At 33.8% G+C, this 18,406-nt stretch carries 16 protein-coding genes; all 16 read right to left on the reverse strand.

From position 1 onward, the window contains the following. Positions 1-192 precede the first annotated feature (192 nt). Positions 193-1,245 (reverse strand): recombinase RecA, encoded by a 1,053-nt coding sequence (gene recA / locus CD036_RS02855; protein ID WP_002511011.1) that lies wholly within the window; start codon positions 1,243-1,245, stop codon positions 193-195. A 153-nt stretch (positions 1,246-1,398) separates the two neighbouring features. Further along, positions 1,399-2,547, reverse strand: coding sequence for a CinA family nicotinamide mononucleotide deamidase-related protein (locus tag CD036_RS02860; RefSeq protein WP_002511010.1), 1,149 nt, complete (start codon positions 2,545-2,547; stop codon positions 1,399-1,401). A 139-nt stretch (positions 2,548-2,686) separates the two neighbouring features. Continuing rightward, positions 2,687-3,265, reverse strand: a complete 579-nt coding sequence (gene pgsA / locus CD036_RS02865) for a CDP-diacylglycerol--glycerol-3-phosphate 3-phosphatidyltransferase (protein WP_002511009.1) — start codon at positions 3,263-3,265, stop codon at positions 2,687-2,689. A 44-nt stretch (positions 3,266-3,309) separates the two neighbouring features. Then, positions 3,310-3,702, reverse strand: coding sequence for a helix-turn-helix domain-containing protein (locus tag CD036_RS02870; RefSeq protein WP_002511008.1), 393 nt, complete (start codon positions 3,700-3,702; stop codon positions 3,310-3,312). A 33-nt stretch (positions 3,703-3,735) separates the two neighbouring features. Further along, on the reverse strand, positions 3,736-4,566 hold the full coding sequence (locus CD036_RS02875; protein WP_002511007.1) for a DUF3388 domain-containing protein: 831 nt from the start codon (positions 4,564-4,566) through the stop codon (positions 3,736-3,738). Between the two features lie 137 nt (positions 4,567-4,703). Continuing rightward, positions 4,704-5,408, reverse strand: a complete 705-nt coding sequence (ymfI, locus tag CD036_RS02880; RefSeq protein WP_002511006.1) for an elongation factor P 5-aminopentanone reductase — start codon at positions 5,406-5,408, stop codon at positions 4,704-4,706. 3 nt (positions 5,409-5,411) lie between these two features. Next, the gene (yfmH, locus tag CD036_RS02885) at positions 5,412-6,698 is read right to left on the reverse strand and encodes an EF-P 5-aminopentanol modification-associated protein YfmH (protein ID WP_021458845.1); all 1,287 of its coding nucleotides are present in this window, start codon (positions 6,696-6,698) and stop codon (positions 5,412-5,414) included. After that, positions 6,698-7,963: an EF-P 5-aminopentanol modification-associated protein YfmF gene (yfmF, locus tag CD036_RS02890; protein ID WP_002511004.1), complete on the reverse strand. Its 1,266-nt coding sequence runs from the start codon at positions 7,961-7,963 to the stop codon at positions 6,698-6,700. The genes yfmH and yfmF overlap by 1 nt, the downstream gene beginning before the upstream one ends. 26 nt (positions 7,964-7,989) lie before the next feature. Beyond that, positions 7,990-8,703: a GntR family transcriptional regulator gene (locus tag CD036_RS02895; RefSeq protein ID WP_002511003.1), complete on the reverse strand. Its 714-nt coding sequence runs from the start codon at positions 8,701-8,703 to the stop codon at positions 7,990-7,992. Positions 8,704-8,705: 2 nt separating this feature from the next. Continuing rightward, entirely contained in the window at positions 8,706-11,117 is a 2,412-nt protein-coding gene (locus CD036_RS02900; protein WP_002511002.1) for a DNA translocase FtsK, read from the reverse strand. Positions 11,118-11,346: 229 nt separating this feature from the next. After that, positions 11,347-13,020: a ribonuclease J2 gene (gene rnjB / locus CD036_RS02905; protein WP_002511001.1), complete on the reverse strand. Its 1,674-nt coding sequence runs from the start codon at positions 13,018-13,020 to the stop codon at positions 11,347-11,349. Positions 13,021-13,245: 225 nt separating this feature from the next. Continuing rightward, complete coding sequence (gene pnp / locus CD036_RS02915) at positions 13,246-15,345, reverse strand: polyribonucleotide nucleotidyltransferase (RefSeq protein WP_002511000.1); 2,100 nt, start codon at positions 15,343-15,345, stop codon at positions 13,246-13,248. A 184-nt stretch (positions 15,346-15,529) separates the two neighbouring features. After that, a complete protein-coding gene (rpsO, locus tag CD036_RS02920; protein WP_002510999.1) occupies positions 15,530-15,799 on the reverse strand; it encodes a 30S ribosomal protein S15 in 270 nt (89 codons plus the stop codon). 106 nt (positions 15,800-15,905) lie between these two features. Further along, a complete protein-coding gene (locus CD036_RS02925) occupies positions 15,906-16,877 on the reverse strand; it encodes a bifunctional riboflavin kinase/FAD synthetase (protein WP_002510998.1) in 972 nt (323 codons plus the stop codon). A 13-nt stretch (positions 16,878-16,890) separates the two neighbouring features. Next, entirely contained in the window at positions 16,891-17,808 is a 918-nt protein-coding gene (gene truB / locus CD036_RS02930) for a tRNA pseudouridine(55) synthase TruB (protein WP_021458848.1), read from the reverse strand. Between the two features lie 94 nt (positions 17,809-17,902). After that, the gene (rbfA, locus tag CD036_RS02935; protein ID WP_172604821.1) at positions 17,903-18,271 is read right to left on the reverse strand and encodes a 30S ribosome-binding factor RbfA; all 369 of its coding nucleotides are present in this window, start codon (positions 18,269-18,271) and stop codon (positions 17,903-17,905) included. Positions 18,272-18,406: the final 135 nt, after the last annotated feature.

Consider the following 18,406-nt stretch of genomic DNA (forward strand, 5'->3'; position numbering starts at 1 on the left):
ATAACAAACTTTACAAATGATAACAGTCTAAATTTTCCATTGTTAATTAATAATTAGGATAAAAAATCATATTCTGTTTAATTTTATCTAGTGCTCAAGTGTGCAGTTCTAATTGATTACCAAAAAAGCTGTATAACAACAATATTTTGAGTTATACAGCTTACTTTAAAAAATTATTTATTTTAATTTCAACTATTCTTCATCGAATAAATTCGGTGTTGCTTCTTCGGATTCTTCGGTTTCTTCGATATCACCATCAAAAATACCTAATTTTTCACGTAATTTTTGATCAATATCCTTTTTAATTTCAGGGTTTTCTTTTAGATAAGTTTTTACATTTTCCTTACCTTGACCCATACGCTCTCCATTATATGAATACCATGCGCCTGACTTATCGACTATATCATTTTCAACACCTAAATCGATAAGTTCACCTTCTTTAGAAATACCTTTCCCGTACATAATATCAACTTCTGCTACTCTGAAAGGAGGTGCCACTTTATTTTTAACAACTTTAATTTTTGTTCTATTACCTACAATGTCTTGACCTTGTTTTAATTGCTCTGCACGACGTACTTCTAAACGCACTGAACTGTAGAATTTCAATGCACGTCCACCAGGTGTTGTTTCAGGATTACCGAACATAACGCCTACTTTTTCACGGATTTGGTTAATAAATACTGCAGTAGTGTTAGATTTAGAAATTGCCCCTGATAGTTTACGTAACGCTTGAGACATTAATCTTGCTTGTAAGCCTACATGAGTATCTCCCATTTCACCTTCAATTTCAGCTTTTGGCGTTAATGCTGCAACTGAGTCTACTACTACGATATCTACCGCACCACTTCTAACAAAAGCCTCTGCGATTTCAAGACCTTGTTCTCCGTGGTCAGGTTGTGATAAATATAAATTATCAATATCGACACCTAAAGCTTCAGCATAAACAGGGTCAAGTGCGTGTTCGGCATCGATAAATGCTGCAATTCCACCATTTCTTTGTACTTCAGCTATAGCATGTAATGCAACAGTCGTTTTACCTGAACTTTCTGGTCCATAGATTTCAATAATTCTTCCTTTAGGATAACCACCTACTCCTAAGGCATTATCCAATGTTACAGAACCACTCGAAACACTTGATACTCTGCGAGCTTTATTGTCGCCTAATTTCATCACTGAACCTTTACCAAATGATTTTTCCATATTTTTTATAACTGTATCTAAAGCTTTTTGACGTTCGTTATCCAATGTTGGACCTCCTAAATGAGTTTCATCTCAATTAATTATCTTAATCACACTATACAATCTATTTATCGTTTTTTCAAGTATTTTGCGAATATTTGTTCGTATTATGTTCGTTATGTTCAAAAATATCGAACATGCGTGCTTAATAACGCTATTTTAAAGTTTTTTAATATAAGTTAACAACCGTATTAATACTTGGTTCGGTGTACGCGATTTTAGTGTAACTTGTTGTGTTGCTACATTAAATGACTCGATATGCAATTGTTGATTTTTCAATATACCTATATAAACTTTATTTTGATGACGCAATACTGCTACACCTATTTGGGTATTATATAGTTTTTGAACGATTGTTGTCGCAACTGTTAATTGCTCTGTTATTGACTTGGTACTGTCGATAAATTGTGGTGCATGAATAAGTACCCCTTGCAACAATTGATCACAATTATAATCACTCATTTGGCTATATAGAAGCCCTTCAGTCACGCCATCATAAAGTGCAAATGAGTGAGTAATTTGTTGCATAAATGCTTCTGCTAATGTAATTTCATTAGAGCCATAGTAATAATCACCTAGTCGGTTTAATATTTCTTGTTTGATAGGTGCTATTAAGGCAACACATTCAGCTTTTGAATGTGCATTGGCAGTTAATCTGATATTGACTTCATGCGAACCAGCTAATGGGGCAATTGTTGGATTGCTTTGATTATCTATTAAGTCCATAAGCTCCGTTTCCACTCTTGACTCACCTATTCCCGCAAACCTTAACGATTCAGAATAAATACTTTTTTCTCCATCTAGAAAATACGGCAATAATTCATTCTTAGCCATAGGTTGCATTTCTTTAGGTGGACCTGGTAATAGCACTACTTTTTTATCGTTGTAATCTACTAACATTCCAGGCGCCATACCTACTTTATTAGCTAACACTTTTGAACCTTCAATAACTAGCGCTTGTTGTTTATTATTTGGGGTCATTACTTGTTGATGTTGTGCAAAAAATTGTTCAATATAGTTCATTGCGTTTTGATCAGTTACAAGTTCACGGTTAAGTAACTGCGCTACAGTATGTTTTGTTAAATCATCTTTAGTTGGACCTAAACCGCCAGTCAAAACGACAGCATCATAATTGTCTAAAGCATGTTTTACTACACGCGTTAAACGCTCTACATTATCACCAACCACCGTATGCTCAACTACACTATGACCAATATCATTAAACAATTTAGATAGATATTGACCATTGGTATTAGCGATTTGTCCTAATAATAATTCTGATCCGACTGCGATAATTGAAATTTGCACTGCTGTTCTTCCCCCTTGTCGAAAATGACACTATCAAATACTTGAATGTAATACACTTTATTATAAAACAAATGTTTCCTAAAAATCTAAAAAAAAGTTTGGATACAAGTTTCTTACTTGAGTTCCAAACTTTAACTTATTATTTTGCTTTAAAGACGTCTCGTCCTTTATAAAAATATTCGATACCTGATAATATAGTAAAGAATACTCCAATGTACAGTAATACTTGACCTAAAGGAAAACCAATCCAATTAGCTAATGGGTCACCTAATAAGATCCATACTAACGCTACCATTGTGACAGCTGTCTTTATTTTACCTAGTTGCCCTGCTGCGCTAACAAAACCTTGTTCAATTTGTAATAAACGTAATCCAGTTACTGCGAATTCACGAGCAATGATAATTATAGCTACTATTGAATTTGTTAAATCAATTTGTACTAATGCAACTAATGCTGCAGACACCAATAATTTGTCTGCTAATGGGTCTAAAAATTTCCCCATATTCGTTACTAATTGCCACTTGCGAGCTAAATAACCATCCACAAAGTCACTCAACGATGCAACAATAAATATTATTCCAGCAATTAGTAATTCTATTCTAATATTATATCCGCCTATTATAGACACTGAACCGAAACCAAAATCCGCTAATGCGAAAATTAAAAAAATCGGAATTAGTATAACTCTAAAAACGGTTATCCAATTCGGTATATTCATGTATAATCCTCATTTCTCTATTTAAATCTAACAATCAATACTTCTTACAACACAATGACCGCTGAAATCCATATTAATGCAGTAATTATAACGATAGCACTAATAACGACAATTAACTGTAGCGGTTCTTTATTTTTACTTCTATAAGTAGGCTTGTCTTCTTGCGCAAATGCATTAATGGTAACATCAATATTGTTATCTTGCTGTGGTATCTCTTCTTTATGCGCGGCTATTAGCTGTGTTGAATCAATATTCACAGCTTTAGCATATTTTTCAATAAAACCTTCAGCATAAGCAGAATTATATAATGCATCAAAATCATTATTTTCGATTAACTTTAACGTTGCTTGTTTAATTTGGGTTTTTGACTCTAATTCATACAGCGTCATACCAAGTCGTTCACGTCGACCTTTTAAAGTTTGTCCTATAGAGCTCATGGTTGTAGTCCTCCTCGACAGTAAAAGTACGTATTATTGAAAGAAACCAAAACCATCACCAAATCCGTTTTCATTAAAATCTAAATTATTTTTACTTTTTACGGTTTTCTTTTTCATTTCTTCATAATGAATTTCTTGGTCTTTATCTTCTCTTAACTCAATAATATAGTCAAAATCACTCATATTATATTCACTGGCCTCCACAAACAAATCTGGGTGCTCTACTACTTTGATAGCTGGTAAGCTCATAACTTCTTTAACTAAATCTTGATGTTTTTCACTTGATTCACGCGCAGTAACGGCGCCATCAATAATATAAACATGATCCGAATCATATTCACCTTTGATGAGTGAACTTCTAACCGTTTGTTTAATTAGCGTGGAACTAATAAATAACCAACGTTTATGCGCACAAACACTACCGGCTACAATAGATTCTGTTTTCCCTACACGTGGCATTCCGCGAATACCGATTAGTTTATGACCTTCTTCCTTAAATAGCTCTGCCATAAAATCAACTAATAAACCTAAATCTTCACGTTCAAAGCGGAACGTTTTTTTATCGTCTGCATCTTGTTCTATGTATCTGCCATGACGAACTGCTAAACGATCTCTTAGTTCAGGTTGTCGTAATTTTGTAATTGAGATATCGTCTATTTCTGTCACAATGTTCTCAAATCTACTAACTTTTTCTAAGTTATCAGATTTAATAAGCAAACCTCTACGCGCTTGTTCAACACCATTTATAGTTACAATGCTAATACCCATCATACCTAATAAACTGGAAACGTCGCCTAATAAACCTGCTCTATTCATTGTAATTTCATATTCTAAATACCATTCTTTTTTTACTGGCACTGCCATAACTAAACACCCCTTAGTTTTCATGCATTACAACAACCGTAAATAAAACTGTAATAGCACACACATCTATTAAAAAGTATAATTATATGAACATTATAACATTGAAACATAATAATTTGTAAATCAATATTAAGTACTTATAAGTACCAGGCTCCGTTTACTTTTTGAACTGTACCTGTCACACTTTTAGCCATTGGATGACATAAGTAGGCACAAGTATGTGCAATTTCATGTGGATCAATTAATCTCTGTTGTGGTAGTTCATTCACAATAGCAGATAATTCTTCGTCTGACCACACTGTAGACATATTACCACTAACAATGCCTGGTGATATAGCATTAACAGTAACTGACGTCATCGCTAATTCTTGACTTAGTGCTTTCACAAATCCTAACTGTGCACTTTTCATTGATGAATATACTGTTTCGAGACTGGCTCCTGTTTCTCCCCAGATAGATGAAATAACAATAATTCTGCCTTGTTCACTCATTCTTAATTGATCTACAAAATATCTAATAACACGGATACATTCTCTGACGTGAATGCGATAGCAACGATCAATCTCTTCATCACTAGTATCTTGAAGTTGACCATAAAGAGCTGTACCGCTAGCGTAAATCAAACAATCTATATTTTGTATAGATTGGAAAAGTTCTTCATATTGTGGACTTGCGGTTAAATCACATTGCACAAATTGTACTGGATAACCTTTGAATTGCGTTATTAAGGTCGATACCTCTGCACGATGATACTGCACAATTACCTCATATCCATCATCTAATAAACGTTGCACAATGGCTTTACCAATCGTACCTGAGCCACCAATTACTACAGCTTTCATAGTTTACTTCATCTCCAAACGACTATCAACCATCTGTTCTATATTCAAGCATGTTTGTACAGTACTGTTGACACTCTCTAATGTTATATTTTCAACAATATCCAATAAATCAAAGAGACTGACACCCTCAAAATATAATTTAGTATACTGGTTAGCGATGTACTCTGGTGAATTTAGACCTGTAATAAATTCTCCAATAAATTGTTTTTTCAACAATTCAAAAGCTTCTTCATCCACGAGTTGACCTTTTTTTTGTTCCAATTCTGTTAATAATAAATCTTTTAATTTATCAGGTTGTTGCGTGGCGCTCGTTATGATAGAAAAACTATATGTTGGTTCAAGTACAAATTGATAGCCGAAAGTATCATCTATTAATTCATCTGTAAGTAGTGATTGATAAAAATCAGTTTCTTCGCCAAATACTAATTCAAAAAATAAAGTCATTTCCAAATCTTTACGTACAAATTGCTCTGGTTGAAGATTAGTTAACGGATCATTTTTAAATCCTAACATGAGTCTAGGTGACTGTAATTTCATAGTTTCTGTTACGACTTTTTCGTTAACAGAAGCTTTTTCAACTAAAGGATCACGTTGAATAACTGGTTGCGCTTCTTTATCTCGTTTATCTTCATGTTCTGTAACGATTTGTTCAATAGCATTAGGCTCAACGTCACCTACAACAAATAGCACCATGTTTGATGGATGGTAAAATGTCTCATAACATAAATATAAATCATCTTTAGTAATATCGTAAATACTCTCAACACTACCTGCAATGTCAACTTTTATCGGATGTGAATCATACATAGCACGTAAAGTGTTAAACATTAATTTATATCCAGGTTGTTCTTGATACATTTTTATTTCTTCAGCGATAATACCTTTTTCTTTATCTACAGTCTCCTTAGTGAAATAAGGTGTTTCTACCATAGTTAATAAACGTTTAATATTTCGCTCAATATTATCTGTCGCACTAAATAAATAACTTGTACGATCAAAACTTGTAAAAGCATTAACTTGAGCATTATCCTCAGCAAACGCTGTAAATAAGTCTTCTTCTTCATTTTCAAATAATTTATGTTCTAAAAAATGTGCCACACCATCCGGCACTGTAACAAATTCATCTTGATTGTGCGGTTTAAATTTATTATCTAAAGAACCAAATTGTGTAGTGTATGTAACAAATGTCTTTTGAAATCCTTGTTTTGGTATGACAAATAATTTCAAACCATTATTAAGGGTACTTTCAAAAACGCGTTCATCGATTTGTTGGTAATATTTTTCGCGCATTACGCTTCCCCTCCTTTTGTTAAAATATAAATAGTATTTAACGTCGCTGCATTCACTAACTCAATGATTTGTTCTCGTGTCACTTGCATAATAGCATCTACATACGATTGATCTGTCATATCCGTTGTTAATAACAGATTGTTATTCATCCGTTCAATAATACTTTTTGGTCGATCTTCACCTTCATGGCGCTGTGAAATAATAACTTTTTTCGCTAACTCAAGTTTTTCATCACTAAATTCTCCAAATTTGAACTTTTCAAATTCTTTAATAATGGTCTCTTGTGCAACTTGATATTTATCAGCTGAAACTCCACTTAAAACGAATAAATAGCCATTTTTTGTATCGAGTTGCGAATGAATAGAGTACGCTAAACTTTGTCGTTCCCTTACTTCATTAAATAATACGGATGATGGGTCACCACCGAACATCATATTAAAGACTACTAATGCAAAATATGCCTCACTACCATAAGTTACCGGAAATTCGAAGCCCATATTTAACTTGGCTTGATCGATTTCATCATATTCGATAATAACATTCGGCTTGTGTTCTGTAGCGACTGGTTCTACTGTTGCAAATGTATCAAAGTGAGATGGTTGAATTTGGAAATATTGCTGTATGTAATTCTTAACTTGTCGTTCATCTACATTACCAACAACATAAATTGCACAGAAATCATTAGTAATCATAGATTGATATGTATCATATAAACTTGCACTTGATATGTGAGCTATGTTTTCTACTTGTCCACTCGCTAATTGACTGTATGGTTGATCGCCAAACATGTTTTTCAATAAATTTAGAAAAGCGAGTTGTGACTTATTATCTTCTATAGCAGCTAATTTTTTTGTCAGCAAAGATTTTTCTTGTGCTAAAAATCCTTCATCAAATTGTTGATTAGTTATTAAGGGGTTCCAGATAATTTCTGTTAATAATTTTATGCCTTGTTCAAACAGTGGAGTAGTATCTTTGAGGTATTTTTCATTAACTAATTCTAATGAAATCGTAATAACATGTTTATCTTTAAATTTAGACACAAAACTATTAACATAAGCGCCATATAATTCTGATAAACGACGATTCAAGGCTTTATCTGACGGCCATTTTTTAGTTGCACGCATTAATAATTTACTTAAAATAGCGCGTTCAGTAACCGTATCTTGGTTTAAAGGGGCCATAAATTTTAATGTAATCGTAGTGGTTTTAAATTTCGAAGTTGGTAATACATTAATATGAAGATTGCTCGTTGACTTGTTATTCAAATTGTCATTCCCCGCTTTCTTTTTGCTTATAGTCTATTTCTTACCGTTTTAAACTTTACTAAACTACTTTTAAAATAATTAAATGAATAAAATACAGGATTATGTTCATTATCATAATGAATAAGCTTTAATAACATGAGTCCTTCATGTGGTGACGCATTTAAAATATCTGAAATATGTGGTTCATAACTAATTGCTTCTATTTCTGTTTCAGCATAACTAATTTTGCGTTTAGAATTTTGCTCGATGGCATTAATAATGGATTGATTATTTGTTTGATATTGATAACACGTCAATTCTGATGTGGGTACTTTATCTAAACAATACACCACAGGAAACTGGTTTGCTGTGCGAATACGTTCAATAATAGTAACCATTGTTTTTTCAGGTAACGTCAAATATTTTGCGTCTAATGATGTGGCTGGCTTTTCGTCTAAGCTGATAAATTCAGTACCTGCTTGATAGCCTTGATTCGTAATCATTTCACTAATACTTACTAATTCACCTAATGGATAGAAGAAAGGGTGTAGCGATTTAACGCTCACACCTTCTTCTAAATTATTAGTTAAGACTTGTTCAGTAATTAGTTCATCTACACCATCATAGACATCATCTGTTTTTACTTTTAAATCTCTAGCAATTGCTAAATTACTAGGTAGTTTTTCTCCATGTGCTAATTTACCTTCTTTAATTTGGTTAATTATCCATTCTTTCACTCTATAAACTGATGTTAATTCCATATTTACACCTCATCGTTATCTAAATCAACAAGTATTTGTCTTGGCTTACTGCCTTTTTGTGGTCCAATAACTTGGTTGTTCTCTAAATCATCCATCAATCTTGATGCCCTGTTATAACCAATTCTAAATTGTCGTTGGAGTAGTGATGTGCTTGCTTTTTGTTGTTCTATAACAAATAGATATGCCTCATCATAAAGTGGGTCTTCACTTTTCATTTCTGATTTTTCTACGGGTGCATCGGGCTCCATTTCCTTAACATAATTTGCTTTTTGTTGCTCCACAACATAATTAACAACTTCTTGCACTTCTTGGTCGCTTAAAAATGCACCTTGTACCCTTGTCCTTACCGAACCACCATTTGCTACATATAACATATCACCTTTACCTAATAATTTATCAGCACCGCCACTATCTATTATTGTTCTAGAGTCAGTTTGTGAACTAACAGCAAATGCAATTCTTGAAGGAATATTATTTTTAATAATCCCTGTAATGACATCAACTGAAGGTCTTTGTGTCGCAATAATTAAATGTATACCAGCAGCACGTGCCATTTGAGTAATACGTTGTATTGCATTTTCAACATCTTTTCCTGCAACCATCATTAAATCAGCTAACTCATCTACAATAACTACAATGTAAGGTAACTCAGCTTGTTTTTCATCTAGTTCTTGGTTTTGACGTTTAATATATTCATTATAGCCTTCTATATTTCGTGTAGAAGAATGCTGGAATAAATCATAACGTCTTTCCATTTCTGCAACTACTTTTTCTAACGCTTGTGACGCTTTATGTGGATTCGTTACAACTGGTATTAATAAATGCGGAATTCCATTATATACATTTAATTCTACCATTTTTGGATCTATTAACATAAGTTTTACTTCGTGTGGTTTAGCATTCAACAATATACTGGTAATGATACCATTAATACATACTGATTTCCCACTACCAGTTGAACCAGCAACTAATAAATGCGGCATTTTATTTAATTCTACGGTAATAGGGTCGCCTGAAATATCTCTGCCCAATCCTACTTCCAATTTATTGCTAGCTGGAAATTTTTCATCTAATACTTCTTTTAAGGATACTAACGAAATTTTATCATTAGGTACTTCGATGCCGACTGCCGAACGACCTGGAATCGGCGCTTCAATACGAATATCTTTGGCTGCTAATGCTAGCGCAATATCGTTATGCAAGTTTACAATTTTACTTACTTTCACACCTTGCGCTGGTTGTATTTCATATTGAGTTACGGCTGGTCCAATTTTGATTTGTGTGACACGAGCATCTACACCAAAGTTTTTTAATGTAGTTTCTAACAATTGCCCTTTTTTCTGCACTTCAGCTTTAGATGTCGTTTTTTGTTTTGCCGGTTGATTTAGCAACGAAAGTGGCGGCACTTTATAAGCTTCGTTTTCTACTTCACCTGCTTCTGAAATCGAACCAGACAACTCACTATCGGTATTGTCCTCTACTTCTTCTTCAGTAGGCGCAAGTTGTTTTTGTTGTTTGTGCTTCTGACGTTCCTCTGTAGCTGACACATCATTTGTTAGAGTATCGCCATGCCCTTTAGGTTGTTTAGCTGTTGCTGTGTGCTCATCTTCATTATCACTATGTCCATAAATCGGAATTGCCGGTTGAGCTTTTTGAGATGCTTCATTAACTTCAGGTAAGTTTGATACATCTTTCAACTCTTCATTTTTCGCAGCTTGCTGTGCTTGTTTTTCAGCTTTCACACGCGCTTTTGCTTCTTTTTTAACTTTTTGTTGCTGTCTTTTTGCTTTTAGATTGTCGGATGCTGATTCACTTTTAACTTTCAAAGATTCTAAAAATAATTTCGAAACATCACGATGCTTTTGCTTTAATAAAAGGATACCGCTTGAAATTATAAGTAACAGTGTAACGATAATTACACCTACAATAGAAATTAATGGTATAAATAATTCCAATAAATAAAAGCCAATCAAGCCACCACCAAAATTTGGAAAATGTGAGTTTTCATAAGATTTATAGACAAAAGATAAGACTGGTTCTCTTTTCGATTGGCTATTATGAGTAAAGTGATATATCACTTGCATTAATAGAATCAAAGTAAACTGTAGCATCACTGCTCCAGTTGTTCTACGTGTTTTAGGAAGACCGCGATACAAAGTAATATAAACTGTAGCTATTAATATTAATATATACGTTAAGTATCTACTCGTACCTACAAGATAATTGAAAAAGCTATCAATCATTCGTCCAACAATGCCTAACTGAAAGGCTCCTAATATTGTTAAAATAGTGATGATTATCGCAAAGACATATTTTAACGCATTATCTTTTTGTTTCTTTTGTTGTTTTGTAGACTTTTTACGCGTCGTCGCTCCCTTTTTTCTTGTCGTCGCTCGTTTTTTGGTTTGTGCCAAAACTTTACACCTCTTTTAAAAAGTTGAAACTAATCTAAACATAGCAAAATGCTAAAAACATCTACCATGCTCTATCTCACAATTAGCGTTATGAATAATAAGAAGAGGCAGAGACTACCTCCTACAGGTATAAACAGCTTTGTAGATTGACATTTTTATGCAATCCCAACCACTATTTTTACATGCTTATAAAGCATTAGCCTCAACCTCTTTTACTCATAGGTTTATATTAAATTTCCGAAATAACTGGAATAATCATCGGGCGTCTTTTCGTACTTTCAAACAATAGCTTGCTAATTTGATCACGCATATTTTGCTTGATTTCTGACCATTCAATACGTTTTTCTAATAGTCCTTGCTCTACTATTTCACGTACTTTTTCTTCAGCTTCTTTAAGGAGTGCTTCACTTTCTCGCACGTAGACGAATCCACGTGATTGAATTTCAGGACCCGCAGCAATACGTCTGTTTTTAGGATCTAGCGTAACAACAGCGATAAATATTCCATCTTCGGCTAATAAATGTCTATCTCGTAAGACGATGTTACCAACATCTCCTACACCAATACCATCAATAAGTACATTTCCTGAATTCACTTTTTCGTTAAGAATCATAGCTTCGCCATCATAATTAACGACATCACCTTTTTCCACTAAAAAGATTTTTTCAGGTTGCACGCCGGCTTCATTAGCTAATTTAGCATGTGCAATTTGCATTTTGAACTCACCGTTTACAGGAATGAAATATTCCGGTTTCATGATATTTATCATCATCTTTAATTCTTCCATACAGCCATGGCTTGATGCATGAATCTTTTTATTATTCGGTAAAATTTCAGCACCAGCTCGCACTAGCTCATTTAAAGTGTTGCCGATGATTACTTCCATATTTGCAGATGCTGTAATTGCTAAAAAGACAGAATCTCCAGGTTCAATGTTCATAATTTTATGTTTCTTTTGAGCCATTTGGCTTAACGCTTCAACTGGTTCACCTTGCATACCAGTTGCAATAATAATAACTTCATTCTTAGGATAGTTTTCCACTTCATTGATCGGGATTAACAAATCTTTGGGAATATCAAAATAGCCCATTTTTCTTGCTGTGTTAAATGAACTTTCTAATGAACGACCTAAGAATGACACTTTTCTGTTTAGTTTGCTTGCAACTGTAAGCACTTGTTGAATTCTAATGAAGTTAGAAGCATAACAAGAGACAATCAAACGACCTTTTACTTTTGTAAACGCGTCATACATATGAGACTCAATAACATTTTCTGGAGTATTGTATCCAGGTTTTTCAGCTTCCGTCGAATCACTGATTAAGGCAAAGACACCTTCGTCTCCAATTTCAGTCATACGTTTTAAGTCTGGTGCATAATGACCTTGTAAACTTTGATCAAATTTAAACTCTCCTGTATACACGATTGCACCATAAGATGTATGAATACATATACCTAAACTATCTGGAATACTATGCGCAGTGTTAAAGAAAGTGATATTTACCCCTTTGAAACGCATAATCGAATCATTATTAACAGTATAGTATCTTACTTTTTTATTAATATTACGTGCCTTCATATTTTCTTTTATTAATGCAATAGTCAACTTCGAACCATAAACGGGTGCATCAACTTGCTCAAGTACATATGTTACTGCACCAATGGCATGTTCGTGACCATGTGTTAAAAATATACCTTTTAACTTTTCTTTGTTTTCAATGACATACTGAATATCAGGAATAACAATATCTACACCTAACATTTCGTCTTCTGGAAACATTAATCCAGCATCTAACATAAACATTTCATCGTCTACTTCAACGATATACATATTTTTCGCAATTTCTCCAACTCCACCAAGGGGGATTATGCGAATATTGTTATTATTTTTCTTAATTAAACTCAAAATGGTACCTCCTAATTTTAATCCCCGACCATATATAATCTCATTTTATATTATAAGTTATATTAGGCTCTGTGTACACTATTAAAGTAATTTCCATGTTAAAAGTATCCTTACTTCTACTTTTTGTGACATAAAAAAAGAAACTAGTATTAACGTTATGTTTTTTGACAACTTTCAAAATGTGTATAATCAACACAACGTATACTAGTTTCTTGTTTATATAGATTATTTAGTTTCTAATACTTTATGAGAAGCATTTACTCTACCTTGTTTATCTATTTCAGTAACTTTAACTTTCAAAATGTCACCTAATGCTAATACATCTTCGACTTTATTAATGCGTTCTTGTGCAATTTGTGAAATGTGAACTAAAGCGTCTTTTCCGGCAAACAATTCTACAAAAGCACCATATTTTTCTATACGTTTAACTTTTGCGTCATAAATTTGTCCAACCTCAGCTTCGCGTGTAATATCTTCAATAATTGATTTTGCTTTATCAATAGCATTTTGATCGACTGCACCTATGAAAATTGTACCATCTTGTTCAATATCTAATTTAACACCTGTTTCATCAATAATTTCATTGATTTTTTTACCACCAGGCCCAATCACATCTCTAATTTTTGCTGGTTTAATTGTCATAGTGACAACTTTCGGAGCATATGCGCTTAACTCACTTCTTGGTGTATCGATTGTTTGTAACATGTGATCTAAGATTGCTAAACGACCTTCGCGTGCTTGTTCTAATGCTTCTTTAATGATTTCTTTTGTTAAACCATCAATTTTAATATCCATTTGTATTGCAGTGATACCTTCAGATGTACCTGCTACTTTAAAGTCCATATCGCCTAAAGCATCTTCCATACCTTGAATATCAGTTAAAATTGTATAACTATCGTCACGAGTTACTAATCCCATAGCTATACCAGCAACCGGTGCTTTAATTGGCACACCTGCATCCATTAAAGCAAGTGTAGAGCCACAAATTGATGCTTGTGAAGAAGAACCGTTCGATTCTAGTACTTCACTTACAATTCTTACCGTATAAGGGAAATCTTTAGGGTCTGGAATAATATGACTCAATGCTCTTTCGCCTAATGCACCGTGTCCGATTTCTCTTCTTCCCGGTGAACGTACTGGTCCAGTTTCTCCGACTGAATAGTTAGGGAAATTATAATGATGCATAAAGCGTTTCTCTGCTTCCTCACCTAATCCGTCAATAATTTGATATTCACTTAATGAACCTAATGTTAGTACAGAAAGTGCTTGCGTTTGTCCGCGTGTGAATAGCCCTGAACCGTGTGCTCTAGGTAACAAGCCTACTTCAGAATCTAATGGACGAATTTCGTCTGTTTTACGGCCATCCGGTCTGATTTTTTCTTCAGCAATTAATCGTCTTACTTCAGCTTTTACTAAATCATTTAAAATGCCTTGTACTTCTTTAATTAATGTCTCATTTTCTGGGTCTTCTTCATCTATAAATTGGTCGATCACTGCCGCTTTTAGCTCGTCTAATTTATCATCACGTTGTTGTTTATCAAATGTTAACACTGCTTGTTTTAGACCTTGTTCTTCAGTTAATTGAGTTACTTTGGCTATGAGTGAATCATCTTGTTCTGCTGGAATAAATTCTTTTTTCACTGGCTGAATGTAGTCAACAATTTCTTGTTGGAAAGCAACTAGACGTTGAATTTCTTCATGTCCAAAGAAGATAGCTTCTAGCATTTCTTCTTCAGTGATTTCACTTGCACCAGCTTCAACCATGTTCACTGCATCTTTATGACCAGCAACTTCTAAATCTAAACGTGAAACTGCTTTTTGTTCAACTGTTGGATTAATAATGTATTCTCCATCTATAAAGCCTACGTTAACACCTGCAATAGGTCCTTGGAATGGGATGTCAGAAACACTTAACGCTACTGATGAACCAATCATTGCCGCCATTTCTGGAGAACAATCTGGATCAGCACTAAGTACAGTGTTCATAATTTGAACATCATATTTATAACCTTTAGGAAATAGTGGACGGATAGGTCTATCTATTAATCTTGCTGTTAATGTAGCTTCATCACTCGGGCGACCTTCACGTTTTTTAAAGCCACCAGGAATTTTACCTGCTGCATACATTTTTTCTTCATAATTTACCATTAATGGGAAAAAATCTCCATCGCGCGGTTCTTTGGAAGCAACAGCAGTTGATAGTACAACTGTATCACCATAACGGACAAGTGCAGCGCCATTAGCTTGTTTCGCTAGTTGTCCTGTCTCTATTGTTAATGATCGATTCGCCCATTCAGTTTTAAAAACTTTTTTCTCTTGAGACATTATGAATCTCCTCTCCTATATCTATTACTTCTATCATATCATTTATTTAATTATTTTTATATTAGTCTAATGTTTTTTTATATTTCATTATGTAAATTTATACTTACATGGATAATAAACTACAAAAGATTATAAAAAAGGGAAAGGACCTTTTGGTTCTTTCCCTTTTGCATACGTCAAAAGATTAACGACGGATACCTAATGATTTAATTAATTCACGGTAACGTTGGATATCTTTACCACGTAAATAGTTTAATAAGTGTCTACGACGACCTACCATTTTCAATAAACCACGACGTGAATGGTGGTCTTTGTTATGCGTACGTAAGTGTGTATTTAAAGCGTTAATTTCAGCAGTTAATACAGCGATTTGAACTTCTGGAGAACCAGTGTCCGCTTCGTGTGTACGATATTCTTTAATTAATTCATTTTTACGTTCTTGTGAAATTGCCATATCAATTTCCTCCTTTTAATTTAAACTATACACCTCAATCCGAGCAAAGCGTCGGAGTTTCGACTTGCCAAGAGAAAGGATTGCAATGTAAATAATTACATTCGACTTAAATATTATATGATATATCATCACCAAAATCAACAGCTAATAAATATTTTGCTTGATCTTTATCTTTGTGCATTTGTTCTACTAGTGGATCGATACCATCAAATTTCACTTCTGGACGTAAAAAATGATGCCAGTAAACAGTCACTCGTTCACCATAGATATCCTCTTTAAAATCAAACAAATTCACTTCTATAACTATTTGTGCTTTTGATGGGTCATGAAATGTTGGTTTCACACCAACATTTGCAACTCCACGATAATATTTATCACTAGCCCCAATATTCATACTAACAGCGTAAACCCCTTTTTTAGGTAACACATAATCACCACTAGGCTGAATATTGGCTGTTGGGAAGCCTATAGTTCTACCTCTTTTTTCGCCTTGTACAACTGTTCCTTTAATGCGATAGTGATAGCCCAATTCATTATTTGCCTTTTGTAAGTTTCCTTCTTTTAAAGCTTTGCGAATTTCTGTTGTCGAAATTTTTTCTGATTCTATTTCTTGTTTACTGACAATAGTTGTTTCACATTGCTCTAATTGGTCTAAAGTCATCATATTGCCCTTACCAAATTTACCAAAAGTAAAATCGAAGCCTGCAATAATTTGTTTTACATTGTTTTTTAAAACGTATTCCTCAACAAATGTTTCAGCAAGCACATCAGCAAATTTTGATGAAAAATTGATAACAATACAATAATCAATGCCGTATTCATCCATTATTTCAATCTTATCATCTATTGGTGTTAAATAATCAGTACGTTTCTTTTCAGGATTTAACACAACTGAAGGATGGGGATCAAAAGTCATGACAGCTTTTTTCAAATTGTTTGCTTCTGCTTTTTGTTGCAACGTTTCGAATACTTTAGCATGTCCTTTATGCATACCATCAAAAAAGCCAAATGCCATTGCTACTGGCTCTGTGATATATTGGTCTGCTTGAATTGGATGAGTCACTTCTATCACTTTCATGTGTATATCTCCTTTAGTTAAAAACTTTCTTAGGTTTTATTTCATCTGATTTGGTAGGGTGCGGTACATAGATTGCAAGTGCTTTTTTTGTAGCACTATCTATCATCACAACAGTATCATCAATTACTTCTTCAAAAGTTTGTTTCGCAAATTTTTGACCATTTAGAATTTGTGATTTTAGTTTCTCAGACGATACATTAATGGCCTGCAACCCTTTTAAACCATATTCTATAGGAAAGAGTTTATCTTGTAACGCTTCTTGCTCATGCAATTCCGCTATTGTTTCCAAAGTCATACTCTCGTCAATATCAAAACCACCACTATTGATTCTCGTTAACAATGACATATGCGCTGGTAAATCTAATGCTTTACCTATGTCTGTGGCTAAAGTTCGTATGTAAGTACCTTTGCCACATGACACTCGAATATCAAAATGACATTGTGCTTGGTCAAATGTTAAATCACTCAATCTCATTATATCATATATCTCCACTTGTCTTTGTGGTCGCTCAACTTCTTCATTGTTACGTGCATATTCGTATAGTTTTTTGCCGTTCACTTTAACTGAAGAATACATCGGCGGAATTTGCGTAATTGTGCCTTCAAAGGCTTTGAGAACTGCGTCAATTTTTGCTGTAGTAATCATTGTTGTATCCACTTGCTGTTCAGTTAAAATATCCCCTGTTTGATCTTCAGTCGTAGTACTTCGTCCAATTGATACAGTAGCACGATAAGTCTTGCCCATATCCATAATATAATCACTGACTTTAGTTGCAGGTCCAATGCAAATTGGTAAGACACCTGAAACTTCTGGGTCAAGCGTTCCAGTGTGTCCAATTTTTTTCGTGCCTAAAATTTTCCGCAATTTAAAAACCACATCATGACTAGTTAAGCCACGAGCTTTAAATACTGGCAATACACCATTATACATATACACTACGTCCTTTACTTTCTATTTCAACTAGCTTTAAATATTGAAAAAGCTGGAACTCCAAATCACTACTGATTTATGTCCCAGCCCACCATTAATCTTTTTTATGCAAATCTTGTATCATACGTTCAATTTTATTACCGTAATCTATAGATTCATCATATTCAAAGTTTAATTCAGGTATTATACGTAATCTCATTCTTGAACCTAACTCAGATTTTATAAAGCCTTTTGCTTTTTCAAGACCTTTAAAAGTATCATCTACTTGTTTATCGTTTCCTAATACAGTTAAGTACACTTTTGCTATGGATAAGTCATTCGTTACTTCCACATCTGTAATTGTTAAGAATCCGATACGTGGATCTTTCACTTTATTGTTAACGATGTCCATGATTTCTTGTTTCATTTGTTCTCCGACACGTTCTGCTCTCATATTCATTAATATCACCTCGCATATACTCATGAGATAGTCTACTTACTTCAAATTATAAGATAGTTCAATCTTTAACGTCAAACCTTATTTCTCCATTATTTAACTCGTTTAATAAAATCTTACTTTTGCATAGTAAAAATCTATCACCTAAAAATTTATATCGTA

The organism is Staphylococcus arlettae (genome assembly GCF_002902345.1).
GTDB lineage: Bacteria > Bacillota > Bacilli > Staphylococcales > Staphylococcaceae > Staphylococcus > Staphylococcus arlettae.